Here is a 23,587-nt window from a genome sequence, read left to right on the forward strand (position 1 = left end):
GCAGGCGCCGACGTCCTTCCAAACAGCCGGTCAAACCATCCCATTGTGTCCTCCCGGACAGAGTTACGACACTATCACCATGAATTTGGGGGTCAAAGGGACAGTACCACTGCATCTTTTTGAAAAGCTTGCCACCACCTGGCTCGAGCGATGCAGTTCGAATGTCGGTAAAGGGCCACAAGCAGAGTTTTCGGAGACCTTGTGCCGGTTGGCCATATCGGCCAGCACAGGTATAACTTTTTCATTCCTTTTCTGGCATTACTTTTCTGGCGTTTTCACCCTGGCATTTTCGGAAGTTGTCATGGCAGCGTGTGAAACTTGGCAGATGGAATGCCAGCGCCCCTGAGCTCTATGAGCGCTATCTCGTCCCCGCCATCACGTCGATTTGGGCCAAGGATCTGCTCGACCGTACCAGAACGACAAAGGGGAAAGCGTACTCGATGTCGCCTGCGGAACCGGCGTCGTGGCGCGGCTATTGGATGAACGGGGGCACGTCGGGAGGTTGGTTGGCATAGACCTCAACTCGGCGATGTTGACTGTGGCTCGGACGAAATCGACCAAGATCGAGTGGATTGAAGGGAGTGCGCTGAACTTGCCATTCGAGGCGCATAGTTTCGATGTCGTGCTCTGCCAACTCGGACTGCAATTTTTCCCTGATCGGCCGCTGGCTCTCAGAGAGATGGCCCGGGTTCTCAAGCCGCGAGGTCGCGTCGGGCTCAGCGTCTACAGCGCCATTGAGCAAACGCCAGCCGCGCACGCTTTCGTGCAGGCACTCGACAGTTTTCTCGGAGCTCAGTCCTCACGGACGAAACGCTCCGAGCATCTTTCCTGCACTGCCGAAGAGCTCGGCAACTGGGTGCGGCAGGCTGGCTTTGAGGACGTCAATGTTGCGATCGTATCCAAGCAAATTAGCTTTCCCTCAGCGCTGGATTACGTCCGCTTCCAACTCACGGCGACCCCGATGGCTGCGCTTTTGAAGGGCGAGGATGGTCCCGGGCGTGAACGCAAGATTGCCGCCATCGCCGACGACGCGGCGGCTCGCCTCGATCCCGCTATGCTGGCGAACGGCCGGCTGACATTCCCGCAGCAATCTTTCGTGGTGACGGCTTCGCTCAACTGAGGTCGGCTGTGGGTCAATCGCGTTGGCTTGCCCCTGAGGCGATGACTTCCGGTCTGACCGGACAAGCGGACGTGGTCAGATCGGACCGGCATGTCTCGAACGGGCCATGGGACATCACGCATATTAGCAGCGATGTTTGTATCGGTGCTGCCCCGCTCTATGGCAGCAGGCGAATTGTGTATAGCAGCATCGCAACGGCGAGGATCGCAATGACGTAACCGAGCAAGCGGTTAAGGAGACCGAACGGGTCGTGGGGAAGTTCTGTCATGTCTGAAGGAATGCGATCCTCCGGGCCACCCCGGTCGCGGAGTGTCAGCGGAGCGCACAGGGCTTGTGATCCGCTTGAGGCCGTTTTGCGTAGTGTGAAAAAGATGTACAACAAATAGCTGTCTATCAAAATGGTGACGGCCAGGACGCTGTAGGCCCACGGGCTTTGCATAAAATTCAGTTCGATCAACACCCTGGAGAGACCGAATCCGACGACCCAGGCATCAAAGCTCATGCATATCCGACGAAACGTCTCGGAATCCACCCGCCGGATGACATAGGCGCCGAGCGGAATTCCAACCACAACGGCGGGAACGAACACCAAAAAGAGGCTCTCGCTTTCGGCTATAAACAGGCCAAGCTGGTAATACACGATGGCGGTCACGCTCGACTCGGCCACGCGAACCAATGCGAGACCGGCCCGAAACTCATTTTTGACCAGGCCTTGATTATTGAACAAAATCGCTAAAGGAGGTCCCGAGATGGTCGTTACCGAATACAGGATACCCAGCCCCGTTCCAAATGGGAGACCTGTCAACCAGCCGAGCCGGATCGGCCTCCGCCAACCGGCTGCCTGGAATAGGATGAGGGGCAGAATTACCGCGTAGGTCCCTAGTTTGATCCAACTAGGTTGAAGCGAAGAAAGAACAAATGCCCCGATGGCGATACCGGGCAACATCCCGACGAGAATAGGAAACACCCTTTTCCATACGGATGGGACGCCGCTCAGATTGATGAATAGAACGTACCAGTTCAGGATGACTTCGATCACAACGACTGCGGGATTGAGGATGCGATTTGTATAAAAAATGAGCGCAAGCGGAACGGTGAGCGACGAAAACCCGTAGCCAAGGGCACCATTTACAAAGGCCGCAAACAAAGCGATCCCGGCAACAACGATCAAAGCGGCGTCAAGGGAAGGCATCTTTAGTTCTTCTCCAACCACCGGCGGTCATGTGGCGCGGGCATTGTAGCAAAATCAAAGGTCGCTGTGTCGGAATGCGCCATGTGGCGGCTTCTAGAGGATAAGGGACTATCCCGCCTAGGCCGTTCGCTACGCGGACCGGGCCAATGTCTGCCTTGGGTGTGCGCCGTGCAAAGGCGGCGTTTTCCAGTGGGTGCAAACCCCACCCGGCAACCGCTCCAGCCGGAAGCATCGGAGCAGTCATGGAGGTAACGAAGTGGCTGAAGCCTTCGATTAGCGTGTCACGAATTGGTGACAGCGCGAGTGTGCAGGCCGCAACGCGAGTGAACGCCGAGCAAGCCTCGAAAAGGACAATGCGCAGGTCGACCCGACAACCCTTTCGGGGAAGACTGATACGTCTGGACGAAATGAGCGAAGGATACGTTCAGACGCTGCGCCGGGGTAGTGGCGGCGGCATGTACACAAGGAAAGCGTACGCAACACGGGAGGCCCCGTGGCGTGGTCAGCGATGACCAACCGAACGCCCGCGAGGGACAGGTCGGGCGCCATGGGGTGGCGGAGGGGTTCGTATTACCGCGGAAGCCGGGTAACGCCGGTGGAGGGAAGGGACCTCAGTTCAAGACAGACGCAACAAGTGGTGAGGGATTTGGAGATTGGGCAACCTATCAACTCCGAAAACTGTTCAGAAACTGCAGAAGGCGTTGCACGCGAAAGCGAAGGCAGAAGCCGGGTGTCGCTTTTACGCGCTGTACGACAAGATCAGCCGTGAGGACATTCTGGCACACGCCTACGCGCAGTGTCGCTCCAACAAGGGCGCACCGGGAGTAGATGGGCAGGACTTCGCGGATATTGAGACGTACGGCGTGGAGCGGTGGCTTGGCGAACTGGCGCTTGCGCTCCGGGAAAAGACCTACCGACCGGACCCCATCAGGAGAGTGTTCATTCCGAAGTCCAACGGCAAACTCAGGAGCGACGAGGCCACGCCTTCTGCCGCTACGCTACGCTGACGACTGCAACATCTACGTGCGGACGCGGCGGGCTGGCGAGCGCGTGATGGCGTCGATCGCGCGCTTCCTGACCGAGCGGCTACGGCTCAAGGTCAACGCAGCGAAGAGTGCTGTTGACCGTCCCTGGGTGCGGACCTTCCTCGGTTACACCATGACCGCCCACAAACAACCGCGCCTGCGGGTCGCGGCCAAGAGTGTGCAGCGGTTGCGGAGCAAACTGAGGACGACGTTGCGCCAAGGGCGTGGACGAACCCTGACATCGACCGCCAGAACTCTAACCCCCATCCTGCGCGGCTGGCTGCAATACTTCCGGCTGGCGGAGGCCAAAGGGGTGTTCGAGGAACTCGACGGCTGGATGCGGCGCAAATTGCGCTGCGTCCTCTGGCGTCAGTGGAAGCGACCGCGGACACGCCTCAAGCGCTTGATGCAACGCGGGCTCGATCCGGAGCGGGCATGGCGGTCGGCCTCCAACGGCCGGGGCCCTTGGTGGAATGCCGGGGCCAGCCACATGAACGAGGCCTATCGCGCCGCCTTCTTCACGCAACTCGGCCTGCCGTCCCTCATCGGACTGCACCGCCATCTCAATCGTGCTTGACGAACCGCCGTATACGGAACCGTACGTACGGTGGTGTGGTAGGAGGAAGCCGCGAGGCTTCCTCCTACCCGATCGGCATAGCTCAAGCGCCTTCGGTGTCACTGCACGCAGAGAAGCCGTTCGATATAATATGACAAATGCGCACGGTTATTGGATTGCACGGAGCTGAACGTTGCCGGACGCGCCTGAGTTCACCATGAGAAACGAAATCGCCCTCTGACACGCGCGGCCGTAGACTCCCGGATTTCCAAATTCGGACATGGGTGTTCAACTTGAAGAACACGTTGCTCGTGCCACACATCGATGTGGCTGCCTCTCTTGGCTATAGTCGGGGTTTTAAAAATGAGTCCACTTCAGCAGCGCATTGCAACCTTGACCGACGCGACAACACATCTCATCACCGAATTGTATGAGTTGGAGGGACTGCACGAGCGCGTCAGGAAGGCGGAGCTGTCGGCGCGGCGGTTGAACCGCTCCGCTCGTGCACCGCATTCCCATTCATCAACTCGTCGTCGCTGCTCCGTTGACCCTCGTCTCGGGTCGACGCGGCACCGCCAGCGAGCATAGACCATAGCTGGAAGGTGTACGCCGGCGGCACGCAACGCCTTCGATGCCGCGCATCGCGAGCCGGCGCGGCACGCGGAGTTGACGGCTCACATCGAGAGCATGACGCTTCACATCACCACGACCTTGGTGCCGACATTGACGCGGCCGTAGAGGTCGATGACATCGTCCTTCACGCGGATGCAGCCGGGGGAGACGTTGGTGCCGATGGTCCAGGGCTCGTTGGAGCCGTGGATGCGGTAGAGCGTCGAGCCCAGATACATCGCGCGCGCGCCGAGCGGATTTTCCGGGCCACCTTCCATGTGCCGCGGCAGGTCGGGGCGGCGGGCGATCATTTCCGCCGGCGGCGTCCAATCCGGCCATTCGCGCTTGGCCGTGATCGACTTCACGCCGGACCAGGTGAAGCCGGGACCGATGCCGTAGCGCATCGCCCGGCCGTTGCCCTCGACGAGATACAGGAATTTGTTCGGCGTATCGACCACCAGAGTGCCGGCGCTTTCCTTGCCGCTATAGTCAATAAGCTGTTTCTCGAATTTCGGATCGAGCTGACGCTGCCGCGCCGTTGGGTTTGCTCTATGGCGCGATCACCGAACGGCGCATACTGGCGCCGGCGCGGCGGCGCATCAAAAATTTCGGACGGCGGGCGCGGATCGCGTTGCTGCGGCGACGGCGGGTGCGGGCTGGCACCCTATGAGGTGGCCTTCGTCAAGGACGCCTCCTGCCCATCCGGCAAGGTGCTGAAGGTAACAGGCGCGATCCGCGGGCCGGGGGCTTTTGGGGTGTGGAGGCCGGGGCCGCTGGAGGTGCTTGGGGTCTAGAGCCAAGCGACTGTGAGCATACTAGCCTCAAACCGATGTTCTGTTCGCTTCAGCACATTGACGATCGTGTTCCAACCGCACAAGCTGGGCCTTTTGGTCGGCGTTTATTCTGATCTTTGGCTGTGAGAACAGGTGGTCACGAGAAGCATGGTTCGGCTGCATTGCCAATCTTGGCCCAACATTGGTTCAAAGACTCCGCGAGGAGTGCCGATTGCCATAGTGGCACCAGCCGCTACCAGAACAGCGGATGTCAGTGCGAACAATCGAGAGGTCGTCCAATTAATCTTCATGGCGCTTCCCTCCAGTTGAGGCGCACATGCTACGCTTGGTGACACAAGCCGCTTGTGAACTACGTCACACGGCTTCCTCAACGATCATCACACCCGCGTGCAGGGGGCCCGCCAGCGTGAACCGCCTAAACGAAATAGGCCGCCATGGGAGGCGGCCTTTAGTTCATCTTCCTGCGGAGCTTCTTGATGAGCGCGTCTGCCGCAATTCTTATCGGGCTCCCGATGGTGCAGGGAAACGACCGCAGCCGTGGGCAAGGCAGGCTGAGGCCGTCCACTACATGGGGAACGGCGCCGGAGCCATCCTTCAATGAGCTCGATTGCCAATTGTTCCCAAAGAAGGGGCGCCGGGGAACAAGGGGCATCGATCATCCGGACATCAAAATGAACCTGGCACGGTCCTTGCTAGCAAGATGGATATCCGGGATTTTGTTAGTTCCCTCTCGGGGCTGGACTGATCGCCGCCGGGACAATGCATTTGGATCCCGGCGGCGTATTCATTCGGCTACAGGCTCAAAGCCGATACAGACGCTTGCCGAGCATTGCGAGGCACATGCTGGCCCTCAACGCCTAGCTTGCCAGCCTGAGGCGCATGGTTACGGCGAGAAGCTGGATCATCCTCTGCCGGGTCGTCGTCCTCAAGCTCGCTGTCGTCGCCTTCGTCGTCGGGCTCCAGTTCCATATGGTTTTCGGTCGCGTCCAGAAACCGGATAAGCCGGGCAATCTCGTCTCTGGCCTCCTTGCGGAGTCTCCCGATAGCCTGGAAGATTTGCTCGGGGGGAGATGGCGCTGACGATGTCGTCCTTGTCCGGGAAATTCTCCGGCAACCTGACGTCGGACGACATTATCGCTAAGCTACGCGCCGCGAGCTCCTCGCAGATCCAGGAACTACCGGCCGGTAAGATCAAGACCTACAAGGCCGTCAAGGACCGCACGGGGCGCTCGCTAATCCGAACTTCCCCTCGGGATTTTTGTTAGAGCGTTGAGAGGATTTGAGAAGTTTGGATCGGGCTGATTTTGTAGGCATGTAAATGATGATTTTTGGCTTGCGAATGGCAGGTTTCCGTGATTCGATTCCGGCATGTTCGTCGCCCGCATTCCCAACCGCAACTCACCGCCCGCGATCCTGTTGCGCGAGAGCTATCGCGAGGGCGACAAGATCAAGTCGCGCACGCTGGCCAACCTGTCGCATTGGCCGGATGAGAAGATCGATGCGCTGCGCCGCGTCCTGAAAGGCGAGGAGCTGGTCTCGCCGGCCGAGCAACTGCGGATCGAGCGCTCGCTGCCGCACGGCCACGTGGCCGCGGTGCTCGGCATGGCGCGCCAGCTCGGACTGCATCGCCTTGTCCCGGACAAGCCCAGACGGTTGGCCAGGCTGGCTTTGGCCTTGATCGTGGCACGGGTGATCGAACCGGCCGCCAAGCTGGCCACGGCGCGCCAGCTCAGCGAGGCGACGGCGGCGCATTCGCTGGGCGAACTGCTCGATCTCAGCGCCGTCGACGAGGACGAGCTTTACGAAGCGCTCGACCTGCTCGGCACGGCCCAACCGGGGATCGAGGCGACGCTCGCCAAGCGCCATCTGCATGACGGCTCGCTGGTGCTCTACGATCTCACCTCCAGCTATCTGGAGGGGCGACATTGCGAATTGGCGCGGCATGGTTACAGCCGCGACGGTCGTTCCGACAAGCTGCAGATCGTGTTCGGCTTGCTGTGCGCCGCCGACGGCTGCCCGGTGGCGGTGGAGGTGTTCGAAGGTAACACCGCCGACCCGAGCACGCTGGCCGCGCAAGTCGACAAACTGAAGGCCCGCTTCAAGCTGTCGCGTGTGGTACTGGTCGGCGATCGCGGCATGATCACCAGCGCCCGTATCGAAGCCGATCTGATGCCGGCCGGGCTCGATTGGATCACCGCTCTGCGGGCGCCGGCGATCCGCAAGCTCGCCGAGGACGGCGGCCCGCTGCAATTGTCGCTGTTCGACGATCGCGATATGGCCGAGATCACGTCCCCCGACTTCCCCGGCGAGCGCCTGATCGTGTGCCGCAACCCGGATCTGGCCGACGAGCGTCGGCGCAAGCGCGGCGAGTTGCTGGCGGCGACCGAGAAGGATCTCGCCCGCGTCAAGGCCGCCGTGCAGCGTCAGCGCAACCCCTTGCGCGGCGAGGATGAGATCGGTCTGAAGGTCGGCGCCGTGCTGGGCAAGCGTAAGATGGCCAAGCACTTCCACCTCGCCATCACCGACACTTCGTTCGACTTCAGTCGGATCGAGGATGCCATCGCCAACGAAGCGTCGCTCGACGGCTTCTATGTGCTACGGACCAACGTGCCGGCCGAGAACCTCGACACCGCCGCCACGGTGCGTGCCTACAAGAGCCTGGCCCAGGTCGAACGCGCCTTCCGCACCATCAAGACCGTCGAACTGGAGGTGCGCCCGATCCACCATCGCCTCGCTGGCCGCGTGCGCGCCCACGTCTTCCTCTGCATGCTCGCTTATTACATCGTCTGGCACATGCGCCGCGCGCTGGCCCCGATCCTGTTCGACGATCACGACCGCGAGGCCGCCGACGCCGCGCGCGTCTCGCCCGTCGCCAAGGCCAGAGTCTCGGCCGCGGCCAGAACCAAGGCTAATCGCAAGCACACCCACGATGGCCGGCCCGTGCACAGCTTTCGAACGCTGTTGCAGGATCTCGCCACGCTCACACGCAACATCGTTCGCATCGGTCAGGACGCCCCGGCCGCTATGCTCACAAGTCCAACCCCACTACAACAAGACGTCTTCAATCGGCTCGGCATTCCTATCGCCCCATAATGTAGGCAGACGCGCCGTCACGCCCGCTGGAATTACACGCCAGCTCAAATGCTTACGTCGCTACTCAAGGGGAAGTTCGGGCTAATCGTCGACAGCACGGGCCACATTGCAGAGGTTGCGAGCTCGTTAGACGGGCAGCCGAAGCCAAAGGTCGTTGCTGGACAGCGTACCGGCCGGCGTGGCTATCTCCATATCGAGGACGCGAAATGAGCCGGGCTCGTCATCATACAGGTAGCGAAGGTGCCAGACCGGGCCAAGTTCTGGTGTAACGGCGAAGTCATCTAAGGCAGTCGCGACGTATCGAACGGCATCGCGATGTGCTATCGGCGCGGAGAACATCGCGTCCAGCAGCGTGGCAAGGCTCATACCTTCAAGGAGCATGGTTCGCGCGACTTCGTCTCCGTAGACGAGCCTGAGGGCCGATACGAGGGCCGCGATAGCGTTAGGGTTCTTTAGAGGCACGGCAGATTCGTTTCAGGCCAAAAGCCGGACCATTGACGCAAGGGCGCGCGGGCGGCGGTTGCGTGTTTTCGCAGGGCCATGGACGTCCGCTACAACACCTCAGCACGAACCTGAGCCATGCCACGATCCGTAATCCCCCAGCTGCGCGTGGCGGCGAGCGAGAGGTCGAGGACGCGGCCACGGACCCATGGTCCGCGATCGGTGATACGAACCACCACCGCTTCGCTCGCAGTGGATCGCAAACGGACATAATACCTGGTCGTCAGGTTGATCTGTCGTCGCCGCTCGTGGAGATGCCGAAATCCCGCGCGGCAAGCTCCAGCTCGGATCGCTAATACGTTCGAAGATATGAGCAGCGATTTCCTCTAACTCTTCGGTGGTCAGGGATTGAATGCCCCGCAACGCAAGCTCGTCTCCAAGAACTTTCGCCACAATTAATTGGATGGCCATTTGGATTTACAATCCTAAAAGCCGTGATCCAACCGCAGCTGCGGGCGAATGCAAGGGTCAACGCGCCGGCAGCCGATCGACCATGGCGGCAATGACCCGGGGCGGCAGCGTGATGCCCGACAGCTTCCAGGCTGTCCCCTCAAAATGCATGCTGATGCTGCCGGCATTTTCGCCCGGCCCTAGTGTGAGCGAAAATTCGACAGGCTTGACCGGAGTGATCCGTCCGATAACAGCGAAGATATTTGCAGCATCGAAGTTTGCTAACGACGCCATCGTGCCAAAGCTTATGTTGTCAGCTGCATTGCGAACAGTCCCGCTTCTCAGGAGCACAGATAGATTCTCCGGCGTTGTGAGCTTGGTCGCGAAATCGTCTGCGATCGATGTGCCGAGCGTGTTTATCGCCATTCGCTCAATTGGTCGCACCGGGCGTTTTTGCCCAAGCCGATCGAGGTAGGCACTGATTAGCTGATCAACGAGGGAATGGCGGACACGGGGAATATCCGTCCGAGTCATGATCTGATTAGCGTCGCCGTTCCGAACGGCCGAAACGAGAGCTAGTACGGAGACGAAAGCCGACCCGATATAGACCACGACGCAGACCAGGACGGCCGCAAGGATGCCGACGATCCATTTCATGGAACGGCAATCGATCCTTCGAAGCTTTGTTCCAAATTCTGATCCACAAGTGGGACGCATCCTTAGCAGTCGCCGAAGGCGCTAACGACCCCGATCGCAATGAGAATGATCGCGACACAGGTCCATAGGGCGGGCGAGTTGGAGCTGATGCCCGCAACAAGGATAGCGACGCCGAAGATGACGATGAATACCGGGATCGCATAGGCAGCCGCTTTGTCCATCGGTCGACGCGCGGATTTGTTGCCATCCGACGCCCGGGAGATCGAAACGTTCCTAATGTCCCGTCGGCCGCGAGCCGTAGGACTGGCGCGGGATTTGGCCGGTAATTTCCACGCCCCCCTCGTCGGAGATGCGCCAAGCCGCCACGCCAAAACAGACGGTAAGAAACACCGTCGTCAGTAGCAGCAGCACGGAGAGAAACTGGCTCACGTCAGCACCCCGAACTCCTAAGCCTTCATGAGCGAGCACGGAGCGTCGATTCGGAAAACGCAGCGCGGCTGACCAATGGTGAGTTTTCCCCAAGGTTGCAACGACGTGCCGCGGCTCAGGCGCCGCCTTCAGCGCGCAGTGACGCGGAAGGCGGAAATGGAGGACTGCTTAGTAGTCACGATCCGAAGCCTACGCGCCGCTTTCCGGAGGTGGCATGACTCCTCCTTGGACGCCGGGGGAGCGCCGTCGGCGAGTTCATGCGGAGAATCGGATGTGCTAAGCAGCGTTTGGCGCCCGCCCATCGCCAAATACTATCTCGGTCAAACTCCTGCCGACTCGCAAAGGTCAGAGGGTCTTCTTTTCCGCTATCCTCGGAATCGAGAGCGATCTGTTTCTCCCTCTGGGTCCGTCGAACGGCTCACAAAGGAAACGACCCCCGTCGGAAAGCCATGCCCGGGCAAAAAGCCGCGCGCCGCCAGAGCGCCGAGCAGGTAATCTTCGCAAAGGCGCTGCAACTGAATCGTGATACCGCGCGTAGCCGCTTCATCAGCCGGGCCTCTTCCGGTTCGCAATTCTTGTAGAGAACGCCATTCTGACGCAAACGCGTCTCGCACCCGGGTCATTTTTTCGGCTGCGACATCGAACACGCTTTGATCACGTTCAAGGATCGATCCTGCGGTCAGCCTCTCAATAGCCTGGACCAATTCCGGATTATCCATCATTGATCGAGCAAATGACGAAAAGAGAGAGGCACTATTTTCTACTTCCTCGACCGCGCCGGCCGCCGCGAGAAGACCAAAAAACGGGCCAGCCCTCATCTTTATCGCATCTGCTCGCAGGCTAAGGACGAAACGTGAAAAGAGTAGCGCATTAACATGCCGCTGGACGATCACTCGGCTATCAAGAGCCACCTTAGGAGCGACGACGCTTCGATGAAGAAAACCGATGGGATCACGAAACACATCTCTGTCGAGGGGCCTATCTTTGCAAAACGTAAACGCTAACGACCAATCTTGCCCTCGACGACCAGCTCGCCCTACACGCTGCCGGTAATTTGCAATCGACGGCGGCACGTTAGTCATCATGACATGCGACACCGAGCCAATATCGACGCCAATTTCCATGGTTGTTGAGCAGTTCAGAACGTTAATGCTGCCGGACTTGAACTCCTGTTCGTATCTCCGCAGTCGTCTCGGCTGCTGCTGAGCGGAATGTTCCGCGGAACGAAAATAGTCGGAAAGAGTATTGGCACGCCTTGGCCGACGAAAGAATTCGCGCAAAATGAGGAATTTTGCGAGAGCCGCGGTATCTTCAAAGCGCGCTTGCCTCGGTGCGGTTCCTACGGAGTAGCCAACTGATCTTCGCCCGGCGGAAGCAGCCGCACATGTGTGCCGCTCTCATGCAGATCGAACCAGCCGTTCTCAACGGCGTACCTGATGCCGGCACCGAACTCTGGCCCGCTGGCCTTGAGCGTGTAGAGGAAGGGCGTTGATCTTCTCGATGTGGATGCGGCCGTTGATGGCCTGAATGCTCGCCGCCAGCTCGACGAGCTTGCGCGCGGCCGCCTCAAGGCGTCGGATTTGAATGGACCGACCTTGCCTATGAACGGAAACAGGCGGGAAACTCGACCATCCTTATCTTCGGCGCCTCCGTGCTCTTTGTCTTCATAGTGCTGGCGGCGCAATACGAGAGCTGGAGTCAGCCGCTTTCGGTGATCCTGATCGTGCCGATGTGTCTGCTGGCGGCCGTGTCAGGACTGCTGCTGCGTGGCATGAGCGTCGACGTCCTGGCTCAAATCGGATTCGTCGTTCTGGTGGCGCTGGCTTCGAAGAATGCGATCCTGATCGTGGAATTCGCCAAGCAGGCACAGGAAGAAGGCGCCTCCGTTGAAGACGCGGCGGTACGCGCCGCCCGGACCCGTCTACGCCCGATCCTGATGACGTCCCTGGCCTTTATCCTCGGTGTGGTGCCGCTCGCAATCGCAACCGGCGCCGGCGCGGAAATGCGCCAATCGCTGGGAACGGCCGTATTCTTCGGGATGCTCGGTGTCACTGTGTTCGGTTTGCTGTTCACACCCACCTTCTACACGGTTGTGCAGTCGCTCTCCCGGAGACTGTCACGCGGCGGCAGCCGCCCTGCGCGCCACTCTATCGCGAGCGTATCACCTATAACGACCAAACAGTCTGGCTCCCTCACAATTTCCGAATGACCACCTCTGCTCGAAGCGGACAATCGGCAAATCAGTGATGTCGTCCGGGGCCCGACAAGGGATCAGTTGATTCACTTCCTCATGCGAACGGTCACGCTGCATGGTGCAATCGTCACCCGTCGGAGTTCCTGGAACCCACGGCGGGCGTAGAATTGAGGTTCGAATCAAAAGCCGCGTTCGTATAACGTTGGTACGCAGTCGAAGTGAGCGCGCCCCGCTCGGAATGGGTGTAGAGGTTTATCACCCATGTCTCTGCCGCGTTGGCCCGGTCGAACCGCAATTGTTCTCGACCAGTAGAAGAGCGAACATGAAAAGGTCGTCCGGATCACTGCAGGATCGTTTCCGAACTGTCCGACCATTGCGCGGGAGCTAGGATTTATTGGCTGCCGCTCCTTGTACTCGAGACTTCAAATCATCTACTTTCGATAGAATGAATTTTAAAAGCGGTGACGTGTTCGCCTCGTTATAGCCGATGACCAGGTCGACCGTTGGCGATGCACCGCGTATCGGTCGGCTGACGACGGTTTTCGGCAACAGATTTTGAGAATAGAGCGGAAGCAGGCCGATACCTCCGGTGGACGCCACCAGCGAAATCCCCATCGCCAGGTTCTCGGCCTGATGGTCGGGTTTCACGCCGATAGGCTTGAGGTAATCGTTGATAGCAGCCCACGTGGTCGGTGCCCGGACCGGGGACACTCCGATAAATGTCTGGCCCACGATGTCCTGCGGGCGAATGGAGCTCCGAGCAGCCAAAACGTGATCGCGCGGCATCAGGACGATCAGCGGGTCCTTTCGCAACAACCTAAATTTCAGACCGGACGCCTGTTTTTCCGGACGCATGAAGGCGAGGTCGATCTTTCCGTGAGTGAGACCTGCTGCGAGATCCGGCGAGTCCTGGCTATGGATGATGACTTCAGTGCTCGGTAATTTGGCGCGCAGGATTTCCATCACGGCCGGCAACCAATCCATCTCATAGCCGGTGAGGAAGCCGATCGCAAACAATGTTCGCGGCGGTTGCGCAGCTCGCCGCGCCGCCTCCGTAGCTGCCTCCGCCTGAGTGAGCGCCAGCCGTGCATGGTCGAGAAAGGCCCGACCGGCGGGAGTCAATTCGATGCCATGCACGCTGCGTATCATCAGCTGAACGCCGACCTCGTATTCGAGATCGCGAATTTGCCGGCTCAGCGAAGGCTGCGCGGTGTGCAACCGTTTTTCGGCTGCGAGCGTCAGGCTGCCCTCTTCGGCGACCGCGACGAAATAACGAAGGTGCCGTAGTTCCATCTCGGCTTCCATATCTCTCAGGCATGCCAACCAACTTATAAAGTCTTGGGCGAAGACGCTAGCGGTTCCTACTTGCTCAGTCACGGAAGTGCCCTTGGGTGCACCTGCAGGGCCTTTTATCGGCTTCCCGGCGGGACAATCCATGCTCCGTCGGCAGGAAACGCGAAATCATAAGGAACCGGATAATGAGCAACCCAGTCGTATTGATTACCGGAGCCTTGACCGGCATCGGGCGCGCCGCGGCCATCGCTTTTGCAAAAAAGGGCGCGAAGGTGGCCGTTGCCGGCCGACGGGATGAGGCCGGCAAGGAACTGGTCAAGGAACTGCGCTCTCTGGGCGCCGACGCTGAGTTCATTAAAGCCGACGTCCGCAAGGAAGATGACGTCCGCGCCATGGTCGACAAGACCGTTGCTCGGTTTGGCCGCATCGATGTCGCGGTAAACAATGCCGCGACCGAAGGGCAGGTCGGTCCGATCACTGATCAGACCGCTGAAAGCTTTGCCGCGACATTCGAGACCAACGTTCTCGGCGTGGTGCTGAGCATGAAGCACGAAGTGCGCGTCATGCAGGCCCAGAAGAGCGGCAGCATCATCAACATCTCCTCGACGTACGGACACCGGGGCGCGGCTTTCGCCTCGATCTACGTCGGGGCCAAGCACGCTGTTGAAGGCATCACCAAGTCGGTGGCGCTCGAACTCGCTAAGTCGGGAATCCGGGTGAACGCCATCGGGCCTGGCCCCACGGACACCGGCATGCTGACCCGCTTCACTGGCACTGCGGAAAACAAGGCGGCGCTGGCGACCCAGGTTCCGCTCGGTCGGCTCGGACTCTCCGAGGAGGTCGCCGACGGCATCGTGTTCCTCGGTTCGGACGAAGCCAAGTTCATCACGGGTCATGTCCTCAATGTCGACGGCGGACACAGCGCTAACTGAAGGCAACTCCCGTTCACGCTTCATCGACCGGGATGCGCAAGGGAGTCGATTGATTACGACCAACGCCCGATCAACGCGCAGTGCATATCAAGTGAGGAGTGAATCCAATGGCTAACGTGGTGAAGAAACACAGCATCTCTTCTGAGCTAGCACAGAAAATGGTGGCTGCAGCGGTGGCGAAAGCCAGAGAACTTAGCGTTACCGAGAACGTAGCGATTCTCGATGACGGCGGCAATCTCAAGGCCTTTGGCCGCATGGATGGCGCCCCGATCCTTTCCATCGAGATTGCGCAGAACAAGGCCTACACAGCTCTGTTCGGCTTCCCCACCCAGGACTTTTTTAACTTTATCCAAGGCGACCCGTCGCTTTTGGCCGGCATCCCCACGCTTAGGCGTGTGGCGGCGTACGGAGGAGGGTTTCCCATCAAGGTCGACGGAGAGATTGTCGGGGCGATCGGGGTGAGCGGGGCGCCCACGGTGCAGAACGACGTTGATTGCGCGACAGCAGCCCTCGCGCTCTTACCGGGTGCGGTACCCACTGAGTAAAAAGGCCCGACCAAATGATTCACACTCACCAGACCGCGCCGACGCGGTTCGTCGAAGCTAACGGCATCCGCTTTGCCTATCGCCGCTTTGGCAATGCAGCCGGCACGCCGCTCGTCTTCAACCAGCACTTCACCGGCACCATGGACCATTGGGATCCGGCGGTAATCGACGGACTGTCGAAGGAGCGCGAAGTTATTCTGTTCAATAATGCCGGCGTCTCCAGCAGTTCAGGGGAAGTGCCAACTTCCATCGAGGGTATGGCCGCCAACGCCATCGCTTTCATCGGAGCGCTGGGCCCTTCGAAGGTCGATGTGCTGGGTTTCTCCATCGGAGGCTTCGTCGCGCAGGAGATCGCCGGCCAGGCGCCGGACCTTGTTCGCAAATTGATCCTTGTCGGCACCGGGCCACGCGGGGGGGAGGGTATGGCCACCCTGACGCCCGAAGCGCAGCAGATTTTCGGTGCAACCTACGAAGAACCCGACCACCTCTGGCTCGCCGTCCATTTCACCGGGTCTGAAGCAAGCCAGGCGGCCGGTCGCGACTTCCTCAAGCGGTTCCGCTTGCGCAAGGAGAACCGAGACCCCGAGGTCAACGGAAAGGTGGCACCCGCCCAACTCGAAGCCTTGGGCAAATGGGGCATTCGTTTCGGTGGGGCGCACGACTACCTCAAGTCGATCCGCCAGGCGGTGCTGGTGGTGAACGGCGGTAACGACGTGATCGTCTACTCCGTCAACTCGTTCATCCTTCAGCAGCACCTGCCTGATGCCCAGCTTATCCTCTATCCCGACGCCAATCACGGTTCGCAGTATCAGTATCCCGAGCGGTTCGTCCGGCACGTCTCCCTGTTCCTGTCCGAAGAGGAAGCGCGATGATACTCCACCATTCTGCCTCTTCACCGAATTCGCGGCGCGTGCGCATATTTCTCGCCGAAAAGGGACTCTCGATCTCCCTCGTCACAGTCGATCTTGGCAAAGGCGAGCAACATTCCGACGCCTACCGCGCGATCAACCCGCGCCGCGTCGTGCCTACCCTCGTGCTGGAAGATGGCACCGCCATAGGCGAGGTGCCGGCGATCTGCAGGTACATTGAAGACACCCATCCGACGCCGCCGTTGCTTGGCGAGACGGCGGAGGAAAAAGCTCTGGTCGTGATGTGGGAGCGGCGTGCAGAACTGGAAGGTTTTGCCGCGGTCATGGAAGCCATTCGCAATTCCGCGCCCGGTCTCAAAGGCCGCGCGATCGCCGGACCTCATGACTACGAGCAGATTCCCGAATTGGCGGAGCGTAGTAAGCTCCGGGTGAAGAATTTCTTCGCCGATTTCGACGCTCGATTGCGCGAGGTCCCTTTCGTGGCCGGCCAACGCTTCTCCGTCGCCGACATCACCGCGCTGGTGACGGTGGATTTCGCCGCCAAGGCAATCAACTCCCCTGTTCCAAGCGAGCACCGTTCACTGAAGCGCTGGTACGACGTCATTTCAAGCCGATCCAGCATGGCTGCGTAATCCGCTGTGGTGCCCAAACAGGTGTCATCAGGAGAATGAAATGAGTCAGTCAACGGAATCAAGGAACAAGGCGCTCGTCCTTGAGGCATTCGACACCTTGTTCAACAAGCGAGACTACGTGGCCGCTGAACGCTTCTGGTCGCCGAACTACGTCCAGCACAGCGCCCACATCGAGCCGGGCCGCGAGGGTCTGTTCAACCTCATCAAGGGTAGTCCCGCGTCCCTCAAATATGAGCCGGGCGTGATCGTGGCCGAAGGCGACTTTGTCATCGTCCACGGACGATTTTCTGGCACTGGACTCCCGAGAAACTGGATCGCCGCCGACGTCGTGCGCATCGCCGACGGGGTGTTGGCCGAACATTGGGACGTCCTTCAGGACGAGGCGACTCGCGCGGAGTCGAAAAGCGGTCTGCCAATGTTCGGCGATAGCTTCGCCGATTGATCGCGGAAATACCTAACGACGGTTTCTGGATGCCCAGGTACCGCTTCCAATTTGGAAAGATGCAGATCATGGCCGACAAGCTGATGAAGATTCCGGGGCCCGACCACCCCATTTCGATCGAACCGAACCGGTTTCGTGTCGTGGTCAAAGTCGGCGGAAAAATTATCGCCGATACAAGCGATGCGTTGACGCTTCGCGAGGCGTCCTATCCGCCCGTTCAGTATATCCCCCGTCGGGATGTCGATATGGCCGCGCTCACGCACAGCGAACACACGACGTATTGCCCCTACAAGGGCGACGCTTCCTACTACAGCATTCCGGCGGGCGGTGATCGCTCGCTCAATGCGGCGTGGACGTATGAGACCCCGTTTGAGGCGATTGCGCAGATCAAAGATTACGTCGCCTTCTACCCGGATCGTGTCGACGAGATCAGCTAAGCGATACGCAGGACGGACGATCATGAGCAAGTTACAGGGCAAGGTGGCCGTGATTACCGGCGGCACCGCAGGAATAGGTTTCGCGACGGCCAAGCGATTTGTCGATGAAGGCGCCTACGTCTTCATAACAGGTCGCCGGCAGAAGGAACTCGAAGAGGCCATGAAGGTGATCGGCCGCAACATTTCCGGAGTTCAGGGAGACGTCTCTAAACTGCAGGACCTCGATCGACTCTACGAAACCGTGAAGGCGAAGGGACACATCGATATCCTGGTCGCCAATGCGGGCATCGGCGAAATCGCTCCCTTGGAAAGCGTCACGGAGGCGCATTTCGACAAGCTTTTCGATCTCAACGTGAAGGGCACGCTGTTTACGGTGCAAAAGGCCTTGCCACTGATAAACGACGGAGGGTCGATCATTCTCATCGGCTCCGTCGCAAGCGTCAAAGGCACAGCTTCCTTCGGTACCTACGGCGCTACCAAGGCGGCGGTTCGCAATCTGGTGCGAACCTGGACCGTAGAGTTGAAGGACCGTCGCATTCGCTCGAATGTCCTGAGCCCCGGTCCGATCAAAACGCCCCTGATGGATCTCCAGTCCCCGGACTTTATTGCAAGGATCGTCGCCACCATTCCGATGGGGCGCATAGGAGAGCCGGACGAAGTCGCCAAGGCAGCAGTGTTCCTGGCCTCGGACGATTCCAGCTTTGTCACGGGCATCGAACTATTCGTCGACGGCGGCCGAGGTCAGGTTTGACCGGCCGAGACCGAAATGGAAGCAGCAGAAGTGAAATTTCGGCCCCCGGTCTTGGCCGGGTGACCTAAAGGAGAGAACAGATGTCGAAGGCGAAGCGTACCGCACTTGTCACAGGTGCTTCCGGCCTGGCCGGCGGCTACATGCTGGCTCACCTGCTTGAGCAGGGTGGCTGGGATGTCGTTGCGGTGTCGCGCCGCAAGCCGCGGATTCCCGGTGACTACAGGCACATCGCCGTGGATCTTCTCGACCCCGCTGATTGCCGGACAAAGCTCGGGCCGCTCACGAATATCTCGCACCTGTTCTATCTGGCAATCACGGAGCGCCCGGATGCTGGCGAGACGGTATCGGCGAACGCCAACATGTTCTTCAACCTCATCAAGACCGTCGAGGCTGCCTCACCTGCGCTCGAGCATGTCCATCTCTCGCAGGGCACCAGGTGGTATGGAAATCACCTTGGTCCCTACAAGACTCCGACCAGGGAGGACGACCCGCGGCACATGCCGCCGAATTTCTATTACGACCAGCAGGACTTTCTCGAAGAATTCCAGAAAGGAAAGCGCTGGACGTGGTCGGTCGGGCGTCCGCACGCGGTCTGCGGTTTCTCCACGGGAGGACCGATGAACCTGACCCTGGCGATCGCGGTCTATGCGAACATCTGCAAGGCACTGGGGCTGCCTCTCAGCTTTCCGGGCAAGGCGGGAGCTTACACTGCACTTTACCAATGTACGGACGCCGCTCTTCTGGCAAAGGCCGTCGAGTGGATGGCAACCGATCCGAAATGCGCCAACCAGGCCTTTAACATCACCAACAGTGATCTCATCAGGTGGCAGAACCTGTGGCCCAAGTTCGCCAATTTCTTCGGGATGGAGCTGGCGCCGCCGCGACATATCAACCTTGCGCGGTCCATGGCCGACAAGGGTCCGATCTGGGAAAAGATCGTCGAAAAGAACGGATTGCAGAAATTCCGCTTTGATGAGATTGCGGCGTGGGGCTACCCGGACGGCGTATTCGCATCGGATTACGATATCGTCTCCGATACCAGCAAGGCCCGCCATTTCGGATTCCACGACCTAGTGGACACCGAGGAGATGTTCCTTCGGATGTTTTCGGATTTTCGGCGTGAGCGGATCATTCCATAACACAGCGAGCGTGCGCCAGAGCCACCCCAACACCTCGGAGGCGATCAAGGTAATGGCGGGTCGCCCTGGCCTTGGACGCGATGCTTTCCGCAGATCCTTCCCCCAACACAGCCGGCTTCTCACAGGAGAACATTTATGACTGCAACCGTTGTTCTGATCACCGGCGCCTTGACCGGTATCGGCCGCGCCACGGCGCTAGCCTTCGCTCAAGAAGGCGCCCGGATTGTCGTGTCCGGCCGTCGCGACGAGGCGGGCCATGCCCTGACCCAGGAACTCCGCAGCCTGGGCGTGGAAGCCGAATTCATCCGCGCTGACGTGCGCCACGAAGATGATGTCCGCAACGTGATCGACAAGACCGTGGCCCGCTTTGGCCAGCTCGATGTGGCCGTCAACAACGCCGGTACCGAAGGTAAGCCCGGTCCGGTGACGGAGCAGACAGCGGAGAGCTACGCGGCCACCTTCGATACCAACGTGCTCGGCGTGCTGCTAAGCATGAAGCATGAGATGCGCGTAATGCAGGCGCGGGGCAGCGGCAGTATTGTGAACCTGTCGTCGACCATGGGACACCGGGGCGCTCCGGGTGCGTCGCTCTACACCGCCAGCAAGCACGCGGTCGAGGGATTGACGAAATCCGCGGCGCTCGAAGGTGCGGCGTCGGGCATTCGTGTCAATGCGATCGCGCCCGGTCCCGTCGAAACCGAATTGCTGAACCGGTTCACCGACACCGCCGAGAGAAAGGCCGGACTGGTCGCGGGAGTACCTCTCAAGCGTGTGGGCACCCCCGCGGAGATCGCAGATGCCATCGTGTTCGTCGCTTCCCGCAAGGCGTCGTTCATCACCGGCCAGGTCATCAGCGTCAACGGCGGCAGGACCGCTTCGTAATCTGGCCCATCACCAAGTCAGGAGATAGCGACGACGCACCTGGCCGGCGCATCGTACGGCTGCGCCCGGAAACGATTGACCTGACACACCTCACCAATGCTGGTCCGAATCCCAGAGACTTTGCATAACTCACAAGGACAACAGCGATGATCAAGGTGGCGCCTGCGTCCGACCGCCGTAACGTGGCGGACCGGAAACAGCCTCCGGCGGACGGACCGTTCGTCCTCGGGCGCCATGCGAGTCTGTTGGTTTCGGCAGGCGTGGTCAGTCATACGCTTTGGACCAGTGCAGCGCCTGCACTGACATACGGGCTTTATGCCCAGGAATGGCATCTCACCCATACGGTGACGGCGGCAATCTTCGCTGTCTATCCGATTTTCGTCGTTGTCATGTTGGTCAGCTTCGGCGGAATTTCGGATCAAATTGGTCGCCGCGCGACGATGTTGGCCGGCCTCTTTGCTTCCTTGGCCGGCGCACTGTTGTTTGCGGTCGCGCCTAACGTGTGGTGGGTATTCGCCGGACGTGCGCTGATGGGCATCGGCGTCGGCCTGGCGGCGAGCCCGTCGACCGCCGCGATTTTGGAGTTCACGAGCGCGGAACGTGCGAAGAGTGCAGCCGTGGTCACGATGGGCGCGCAGGCAATCGGCTTCGCGGCCGCTTTGCTGCTCGGCGGCGCCCTAACGGAATACGGGCCATGGCCGATGCGCCTTTGCTTCTGGGTACTTGCTTTTTTCCTCATCGTCCTTCTGATTGGGACGTGGCTTTTGCCGCGTCATACATCTGGCAGTGCGGGCGGCGACTGGCGCTCACGGATGCCATCCGTTCCAAGGGCTGTACGTCGGGCTTTCGCGGTGTCATCGACCGCCATGGTAGCGGCCTATACGTTCGGCGTGTTGGTCCTCTCGCTCGGCGGTCAAGTTGAGCATGACCTGATCGGCTCACCCAACGCCTTTCTCAACGGCGCCGTCCTTTCACTATTTCCCATCATGATGGGAGCGATCGGAATCATCGCCCGGTCTCTCTCGCCGCGAGCGGCGCTAATCGTCGGCGCGCTGGTCTCCGGACTGGCCATGGTGCTGCTCATTGTGGCGGTCAACTTCCGTGATCTGGTGATCTACCTGCTGGCGACCGCCGCCGCCGGAGGCGCGTACAGCCTGCTGTTTGTCGGCGGTCTGCAAGTGATCAGCGCGGCGGCGCCGGTGCATCACCGCGGCGGTATTCTCTCGGCGCTTTATCTGCTTGGTTACCTGTCGATGGGCGCGCTGGCTCTCGTGCTAGGCAGCATCGCGACAATGCGGGGGCTTGGTTTTGCCGTCAATCTCGGCGCGGCGGCGATCATCTTGATGAATGTCGCCACGCTTGTACTCGCCACGACGACGCCATCGAGCACGTCCCGTTCCGCCGCTCCACCTTCATCCACGTGACTACCACGCGAACGATCAGCTTGTTCCAAATCGGAGGCGACATCCCCGCGCCGATAGGCGATTTACCGCAAAAGCGATCGCTTGCCCTCGTATCGATTCTACCGTGCCTTGCAGCGGCAGAAATCGCCAATGCGCTACATTTGCTAGATTTTCGGAGCCCCGCGATTTTCGAGTTTTTCAACACACGGCGCAAATGGGGTTGCCGGCAGCTTATCCCCAAAGTGTTCCGCAGATGCCAATCCTGACAGACGTCCGTGGCTAGATCCAAAGTCAGGCAGCCACCACCGCCGCCTGTCGAGAGTTCCTCCGCAGCGCCTCCGCGGGCACGCCGAAGGTCCGCATGAACGCGCGACGCATGCGTTCGCGGTCCGCAAAACCGGTTTCCTGCGCGACCACTTTGATCGAGTGCCGCCCTTCCTCGATCATGAACCTGGCAGCTACGCAAAGCGGACGTTCACCGAAAAGCTGACGTCCGAAAAACGCCAACAAGAGATATTGCTCGGTTGCCGAGAGGACGCGCTCCCCGCAAACGGCGCGCCCGGGAGCCAACTCACATGCGTTGATTGGAGAGCACAAGGTTTACGCCAGCGTCGCTGAATCGCTCGACGAGAAAGTCGAGAAACGCACGCACCTTGGGCATGCGATGCCGACCTTGCGGGCTTCAAGTTCCTCATCCGCTGAAGGTGCGCTCAATACTGTTTACGAGATAGAGGGCGCGTTGGAAAATGATGGCCTTGTGATCCATGGGCTTCACGAAGCTGTTTTGCCGCCGTTGACGCCTAGTATCTGGCCCGTGACGAACGAAGCATTGTCGGATGCGAGATAGACGATGGCCCGGGCAATCTCCTCGGGCTTGCCTGCGCGCTTGAGTGGCACGCCCGCAATCAAGCCAGCTTTTCTGTCGGCGCCGCCGGTGAACCGGTTCAGCATCTCGGTTTCGACTGGACCCGGCGCGACCGCGTTGACGCGGACACCGAACTCTGCCCCTTCGAGGGCCGCAGCCTTCGTCAATCCTTCGACCGCGTGCTTGCTGGCAGTATACATGGAAGCGCCCGGCGCGCCTCTCTGGCCCATGGTTGATGACAGATTGACGATGCTGCCGCTGCCTTGGGGCTGCATTACGCGCAATTCGTGCTTCATGCTCAGAAGCGTCCCCAGCACGTTGGTATCGAACGTGGCAGCGTAGCTTTCTTCGGATTGTTCCGTCACCGGACCTGGCTTGCCTTCAGTGCCGGCGTTGTTGACGGCGACGTCGAGGCGACCAAAACGTGCGACCGTTTGATCGACCAGATTGCGCACTTCGTCGTCGTGACGCACGTCGACACGAACGAATTCCGCCTCCGCACCCAAATTGCGCAATTCAGCGGCCAGGGCCTGGCCCGCTTCGTGGCGCCGGCCGGAGACGACCATGCGGCCGCCTTCGCGCGCAAAGGCCAGGGCGGTCGCACGGCCGATGCCCGTCAGGGCGCCGGTGATCAGCACAACAGGGGTGCTCATGTACATCGCTCCATAGCTATAGATCGCCGATAATATTGCGCTCTACACCTCGCCGGATCGAGTAAAGTGTTGTGAAGCGTTGTTGCGCCGGTGGCCTCAGAACCTGGAACCGGCGGGTCTCCGAGGACTCACCTACCAAACACGGCTTGCCGTCAGGCTCGGTTAGACAGCAACCGGGGGCCGG

General features: G+C 60.0%; 26 protein-coding genes and 2 pseudogenes. 17 read left to right on the forward strand and 11 right to left on the reverse strand.

The window, feature by feature from the left end:
* Positions 1–79 precede the first annotated feature (79 nt).
* Positions 80–346, forward strand: coding sequence for a hypothetical protein (locus IVB18_RS13855; RefSeq protein ID WP_247989643.1), 267 nt, complete (start codon positions 80–82; stop codon positions 344–346).
* Between the two features lie 39 nt (positions 347–385).
* Positions 386–1,120 carry a methyltransferase domain-containing protein gene (locus IVB18_RS13860; protein WP_256476728.1) on the forward strand — a complete coding sequence of 245 codons (735 nt, stop codon included), beginning with the start codon at positions 386–388 and terminating at the stop codon, positions 1,118–1,120.
* A 157-nt stretch (positions 1,121–1,277) separates the two neighbouring features.
* On the opposite strand, the gene IVB18_RS13865 is transcribed toward IVB18_RS13860, so the two are convergent.
* Positions 1,278–2,312, reverse strand: coding sequence for a sulfite exporter TauE/SafE family protein (locus tag IVB18_RS13865; RefSeq protein WP_247989645.1), 1,035 nt, complete (start codon positions 2,310–2,312; stop codon positions 1,278–1,280).
* A 653-nt stretch (positions 2,313–2,965) separates the two neighbouring features.
* Here IVB18_RS13865 and IVB18_RS13870 point away from each other — a divergent pair.
* Together IVB18_RS13870 and IVB18_RS13875 are read left to right on the forward strand one after the other, a co-directional pair.
* A complete protein-coding gene (locus IVB18_RS13870; RefSeq protein WP_247989646.1) occupies positions 2,966–3,319 on the forward strand; it encodes a hypothetical protein in 354 nt (117 codons plus the stop codon).
* Between the two features lie 46 nt (positions 3,320–3,365).
* Positions 3,366–3,914: a group II intron maturase-specific domain-containing protein gene (locus IVB18_RS13875; protein WP_247989647.1), complete on the forward strand. Its 549-nt coding sequence runs from the start codon at positions 3,366–3,368 to the stop codon at positions 3,912–3,914.
* A gap of 674 nt (positions 3,915–4,588) precedes the next feature.
* On the opposite strand, the pseudogene IVB18_RS13880 reads toward IVB18_RS13875, so the two are convergent.
* Positions 4,589–5,035: pseudogene (locus tag IVB18_RS13880) on the reverse strand (L,D-transpeptidase); the annotation flags it as partial.
* Between the two features lie 18 nt (positions 5,036–5,053).
* Here IVB18_RS13880 and IVB18_RS13885 point away from each other — a divergent pair.
* Together IVB18_RS13885 and IVB18_RS13890 are read left to right on the forward strand one after the other, a co-directional pair.
* Positions 5,054–5,296, forward strand: a complete 243-nt coding sequence (locus IVB18_RS13885) for a hypothetical protein (RefSeq protein WP_247989648.1) — start codon at positions 5,054–5,056, stop codon at positions 5,294–5,296.
* Positions 5,297–6,664: 1,368 nt separating this feature from the next.
* Complete coding sequence (locus IVB18_RS13890) at positions 6,665–8,389, forward strand: IS1634 family transposase (RefSeq protein WP_247983724.1); 1,725 nt, start codon at positions 6,665–6,667, stop codon at positions 8,387–8,389.
* 126 nt (positions 8,390–8,515) lie between these two features.
* Here IVB18_RS13890 and IVB18_RS13895 read toward each other — a convergent pair whose 3' ends face one another.
* From IVB18_RS13895 to IVB18_RS13920, 6 genes are all read right to left on the reverse strand, one after another.
* Positions 8,516–8,851 carry a hypothetical protein gene (locus IVB18_RS13895; protein ID WP_247989649.1) on the reverse strand — a complete coding sequence of 112 codons (336 nt, stop codon included), beginning with the start codon at positions 8,849–8,851 and terminating at the stop codon, positions 8,516–8,518.
* Between the two features lie 89 nt (positions 8,852–8,940).
* Positions 8,941–9,069 carry an RlpA-like double-psi beta-barrel domain-containing protein gene (locus IVB18_RS13900; protein WP_346732632.1) on the reverse strand — a complete coding sequence of 43 codons (129 nt, stop codon included), beginning with the start codon at positions 9,067–9,069 and terminating at the stop codon, positions 8,941–8,943.
* 289 nt (positions 9,070–9,358) lie between these two features.
* Complete coding sequence (locus tag IVB18_RS13905) at positions 9,359–9,937, reverse strand: DUF2939 domain-containing protein (protein WP_247989650.1); 579 nt, start codon at positions 9,935–9,937, stop codon at positions 9,359–9,361.
* 62 nt (positions 9,938–9,999) lie between these two features.
* Positions 10,000–10,158, reverse strand: a complete 159-nt coding sequence (locus IVB18_RS13910; RefSeq protein WP_247989651.1) for a hypothetical protein — start codon at positions 10,156–10,158, stop codon at positions 10,000–10,002.
* Positions 10,159–10,210: 52 nt separating this feature from the next.
* Positions 10,211–10,366 (reverse strand): hypothetical protein, encoded by a 156-nt coding sequence (locus IVB18_RS13915; RefSeq protein ID WP_247989652.1) that lies wholly within the window; start codon positions 10,364–10,366, stop codon positions 10,211–10,213.
* A 365-nt stretch (positions 10,367–10,731) separates the two neighbouring features.
* Positions 10,732–11,646 (reverse strand): helicase-related protein, encoded by a 915-nt coding sequence (locus IVB18_RS13920; protein ID WP_247989653.1) that lies wholly within the window; start codon positions 11,644–11,646, stop codon positions 10,732–10,734.
* Between the two features lie 284 nt (positions 11,647–11,930).
* Between IVB18_RS13920 and IVB18_RS13930 the strand changes: the two are divergent.
* Positions 11,931–12,575: pseudogene (locus IVB18_RS13930) on the forward strand (efflux RND transporter permease subunit); the annotation flags it as partial.
* Between the two features lie 369 nt (positions 12,576–12,944).
* Here the strand turns inward: IVB18_RS13930 and IVB18_RS13935 are convergent.
* Positions 12,945–13,853 carry a LysR family transcriptional regulator gene (locus IVB18_RS13935; RefSeq protein ID WP_247989654.1) on the reverse strand — a complete coding sequence of 303 codons (909 nt, stop codon included), beginning with the start codon at positions 13,851–13,853 and terminating at the stop codon, positions 12,945–12,947.
* Positions 13,854–14,038: 185 nt separating this feature from the next.
* Between IVB18_RS13935 and IVB18_RS13940 the strand changes: the two genes are divergently transcribed.
* The 10 genes from IVB18_RS13940 to IVB18_RS13985 all read left to right on the forward strand — a co-directional run bounded on the left by IVB18_RS13940 (position 14,039) and on the right by IVB18_RS13985 (position 21,906).
* On the forward strand, positions 14,039–14,785 hold the full coding sequence (locus tag IVB18_RS13940; RefSeq protein ID WP_256477106.1) for a glucose 1-dehydrogenase: 747 nt from the start codon (positions 14,039–14,041) through the stop codon (positions 14,783–14,785).
* Positions 14,786–14,892: 107 nt separating this feature from the next.
* On the forward strand, positions 14,893–15,330 hold the full coding sequence (locus IVB18_RS13945; protein WP_247989656.1) for a heme-binding protein: 438 nt from the start codon (positions 14,893–14,895) through the stop codon (positions 15,328–15,330).
* A 14-nt stretch (positions 15,331–15,344) separates the two neighbouring features.
* The gene (locus IVB18_RS13950; protein WP_247989657.1) at positions 15,345–16,202 is read left to right on the forward strand and encodes an alpha/beta hydrolase; all 858 of its coding nucleotides are present in this window, start codon (positions 15,345–15,347) and stop codon (positions 16,200–16,202) included.
* Positions 16,199–16,831, forward strand: a complete 633-nt coding sequence (locus IVB18_RS13955; RefSeq protein ID WP_247989658.1) for a glutathione S-transferase — start codon at positions 16,199–16,201, stop codon at positions 16,829–16,831. The genes IVB18_RS13950 and IVB18_RS13955 overlap by 4 nt, the downstream gene beginning before the upstream one ends.
* Positions 16,832–16,871: 40 nt before the next feature.
* Positions 16,872–17,273 (forward strand): nuclear transport factor 2 family protein, encoded by a 402-nt coding sequence (locus tag IVB18_RS13960; RefSeq protein ID WP_247989659.1) that lies wholly within the window; start codon positions 16,872–16,874, stop codon positions 17,271–17,273.
* 68 nt (positions 17,274–17,341) lie between these two features.
* Positions 17,342–17,710: a DUF427 domain-containing protein gene (locus IVB18_RS13965; protein WP_247989660.1), complete on the forward strand. Its 369-nt coding sequence runs from the start codon at positions 17,342–17,344 to the stop codon at positions 17,708–17,710.
* A gap of 22 nt (positions 17,711–17,732) precedes the next feature.
* Complete coding sequence (locus IVB18_RS13970; RefSeq protein WP_247989661.1) at positions 17,733–18,461, forward strand: glucose 1-dehydrogenase; 729 nt, start codon at positions 17,733–17,735, stop codon at positions 18,459–18,461.
* An 80-nt stretch (positions 18,462–18,541) separates the two neighbouring features.
* Positions 18,542–19,600 carry an SDR family oxidoreductase gene (locus tag IVB18_RS13975; protein ID WP_247989662.1) on the forward strand — a complete coding sequence of 353 codons (1,059 nt, stop codon included), beginning with the start codon at positions 18,542–18,544 and terminating at the stop codon, positions 19,598–19,600.
* A gap of 135 nt (positions 19,601–19,735) precedes the next feature.
* The gene (locus IVB18_RS13980) at positions 19,736–20,482 is read left to right on the forward strand and encodes a glucose 1-dehydrogenase (protein ID WP_247989663.1); all 747 of its coding nucleotides are present in this window, start codon (positions 19,736–19,738) and stop codon (positions 20,480–20,482) included.
* A 146-nt stretch (positions 20,483–20,628) separates the two neighbouring features.
* Positions 20,629–21,906 (forward strand): MFS transporter, encoded by a 1,278-nt coding sequence (locus tag IVB18_RS13985; RefSeq protein ID WP_247989664.1) that lies wholly within the window; start codon positions 20,629–20,631, stop codon positions 21,904–21,906.
* 270 nt (positions 21,907–22,176) lie between these two features.
* Here IVB18_RS13985 and IVB18_RS51925 read toward each other — a convergent pair whose 3' ends face one another.
* Complete coding sequence (locus IVB18_RS51925) at positions 22,177–22,482, reverse strand: helix-turn-helix domain-containing protein (protein WP_346732633.1); 306 nt, start codon at positions 22,480–22,482, stop codon at positions 22,177–22,179.
* A gap of 174 nt (positions 22,483–22,656) precedes the next feature.
* A complete protein-coding gene (locus IVB18_RS13995) occupies positions 22,657–23,409 on the reverse strand; it encodes a glucose 1-dehydrogenase (protein ID WP_247989665.1) in 753 nt (250 codons plus the stop codon).
* Positions 23,410–23,587 lie beyond the last annotated feature (178 nt).

The organism is Bradyrhizobium sp. 186 (assembly GCF_023101685.1).
GTDB lineage: Bacteria > Pseudomonadota > Alphaproteobacteria > Rhizobiales > Xanthobacteraceae > Bradyrhizobium.

What these genes read in the sequence shown, in the direction of transcription:
- IVB18_RS13855 (WP_247989643.1), top strand. Translation starts at nt 80, where the DNA reads ATGAATTTGGGGGTCAAAGGGACAGTACCACTGCATCTTTTTGAAAAG.
- IVB18_RS13865 (WP_247989645.1), bottom strand. Translation starts at nt 2,312, where the DNA reads ATGCCTTCCCTTGACGCCGCTTTGATCGTTGTTGCCGGGATCGCTTTG.
- IVB18_RS13875 (WP_247989647.1), top strand. Translation starts at nt 3,366, where the DNA reads ATGGCGTCGATCGCGCGCTTCCTGACCGAGCGGCTACGGCTCAAGGTC.
- IVB18_RS13885 (WP_247989648.1), top strand. Translation starts at nt 5,054, where the DNA reads ATGGCGCGATCACCGAACGGCGCATACTGGCGCCGGCGCGGCGGCGCA.
- IVB18_RS13890 (WP_247983724.1), top strand. Translation starts at nt 6,665, where the DNA reads ATGTTCGTCGCCCGCATTCCCAACCGCAACTCACCGCCCGCGATCCTG.
- IVB18_RS13905 (WP_247989650.1), bottom strand. Translation starts at nt 9,937, where the DNA reads ATGAAATGGATCGTCGGCATCCTTGCGGCCGTCCTGGTCTGCGTCGTG.
- IVB18_RS13910 (WP_247989651.1), bottom strand. Translation starts at nt 10,158, where the DNA reads ATGGACAAAGCGGCTGCCTATGCGATCCCGGTATTCATCGTCATCTTC.
- IVB18_RS13935 (WP_247989654.1), bottom strand. Translation starts at nt 13,853, where the DNA reads ATGGAACTACGGCACCTTCGTTATTTCGTCGCGGTCGCCGAAGAGGGC.
- IVB18_RS13940 (WP_256477106.1), top strand. Translation starts at nt 14,039, where the DNA reads ATGAGCAACCCAGTCGTATTGATTACCGGAGCCTTGACCGGCATCGGG.
- IVB18_RS13945 (WP_247989656.1), top strand. Translation starts at nt 14,893, where the DNA reads ATGGCTAACGTGGTGAAGAAACACAGCATCTCTTCTGAGCTAGCACAG.
- IVB18_RS13950 (WP_247989657.1), top strand. Translation starts at nt 15,345, where the DNA reads ATGATTCACACTCACCAGACCGCGCCGACGCGGTTCGTCGAAGCTAAC.
- IVB18_RS13955 (WP_247989658.1), top strand. Translation starts at nt 16,199, where the DNA reads ATGATACTCCACCATTCTGCCTCTTCACCGAATTCGCGGCGCGTGCGC.
- IVB18_RS13960 (WP_247989659.1), top strand. Translation starts at nt 16,872, where the DNA reads ATGAGTCAGTCAACGGAATCAAGGAACAAGGCGCTCGTCCTTGAGGCA.
- IVB18_RS13965 (WP_247989660.1), top strand. Translation starts at nt 17,342, where the DNA reads ATGGCCGACAAGCTGATGAAGATTCCGGGGCCCGACCACCCCATTTCG.
- IVB18_RS13970 (WP_247989661.1), top strand. Translation starts at nt 17,733, where the DNA reads ATGAGCAAGTTACAGGGCAAGGTGGCCGTGATTACCGGCGGCACCGCA.
- IVB18_RS13975 (WP_247989662.1), top strand. Translation starts at nt 18,542, where the DNA reads ATGTCGAAGGCGAAGCGTACCGCACTTGTCACAGGTGCTTCCGGCCTG.
- IVB18_RS13980 (WP_247989663.1), top strand. Translation starts at nt 19,736, where the DNA reads ATGACTGCAACCGTTGTTCTGATCACCGGCGCCTTGACCGGTATCGGC.
- IVB18_RS13985 (WP_247989664.1), top strand. Translation starts at nt 20,629, where the DNA reads ATGATCAAGGTGGCGCCTGCGTCCGACCGCCGTAACGTGGCGGACCGG.
- IVB18_RS13995 (WP_247989665.1), bottom strand. Translation starts at nt 23,409, where the DNA reads ATGTACATGAGCACCCCTGTTGTGCTGATCACCGGCGCCCTGACGGGC.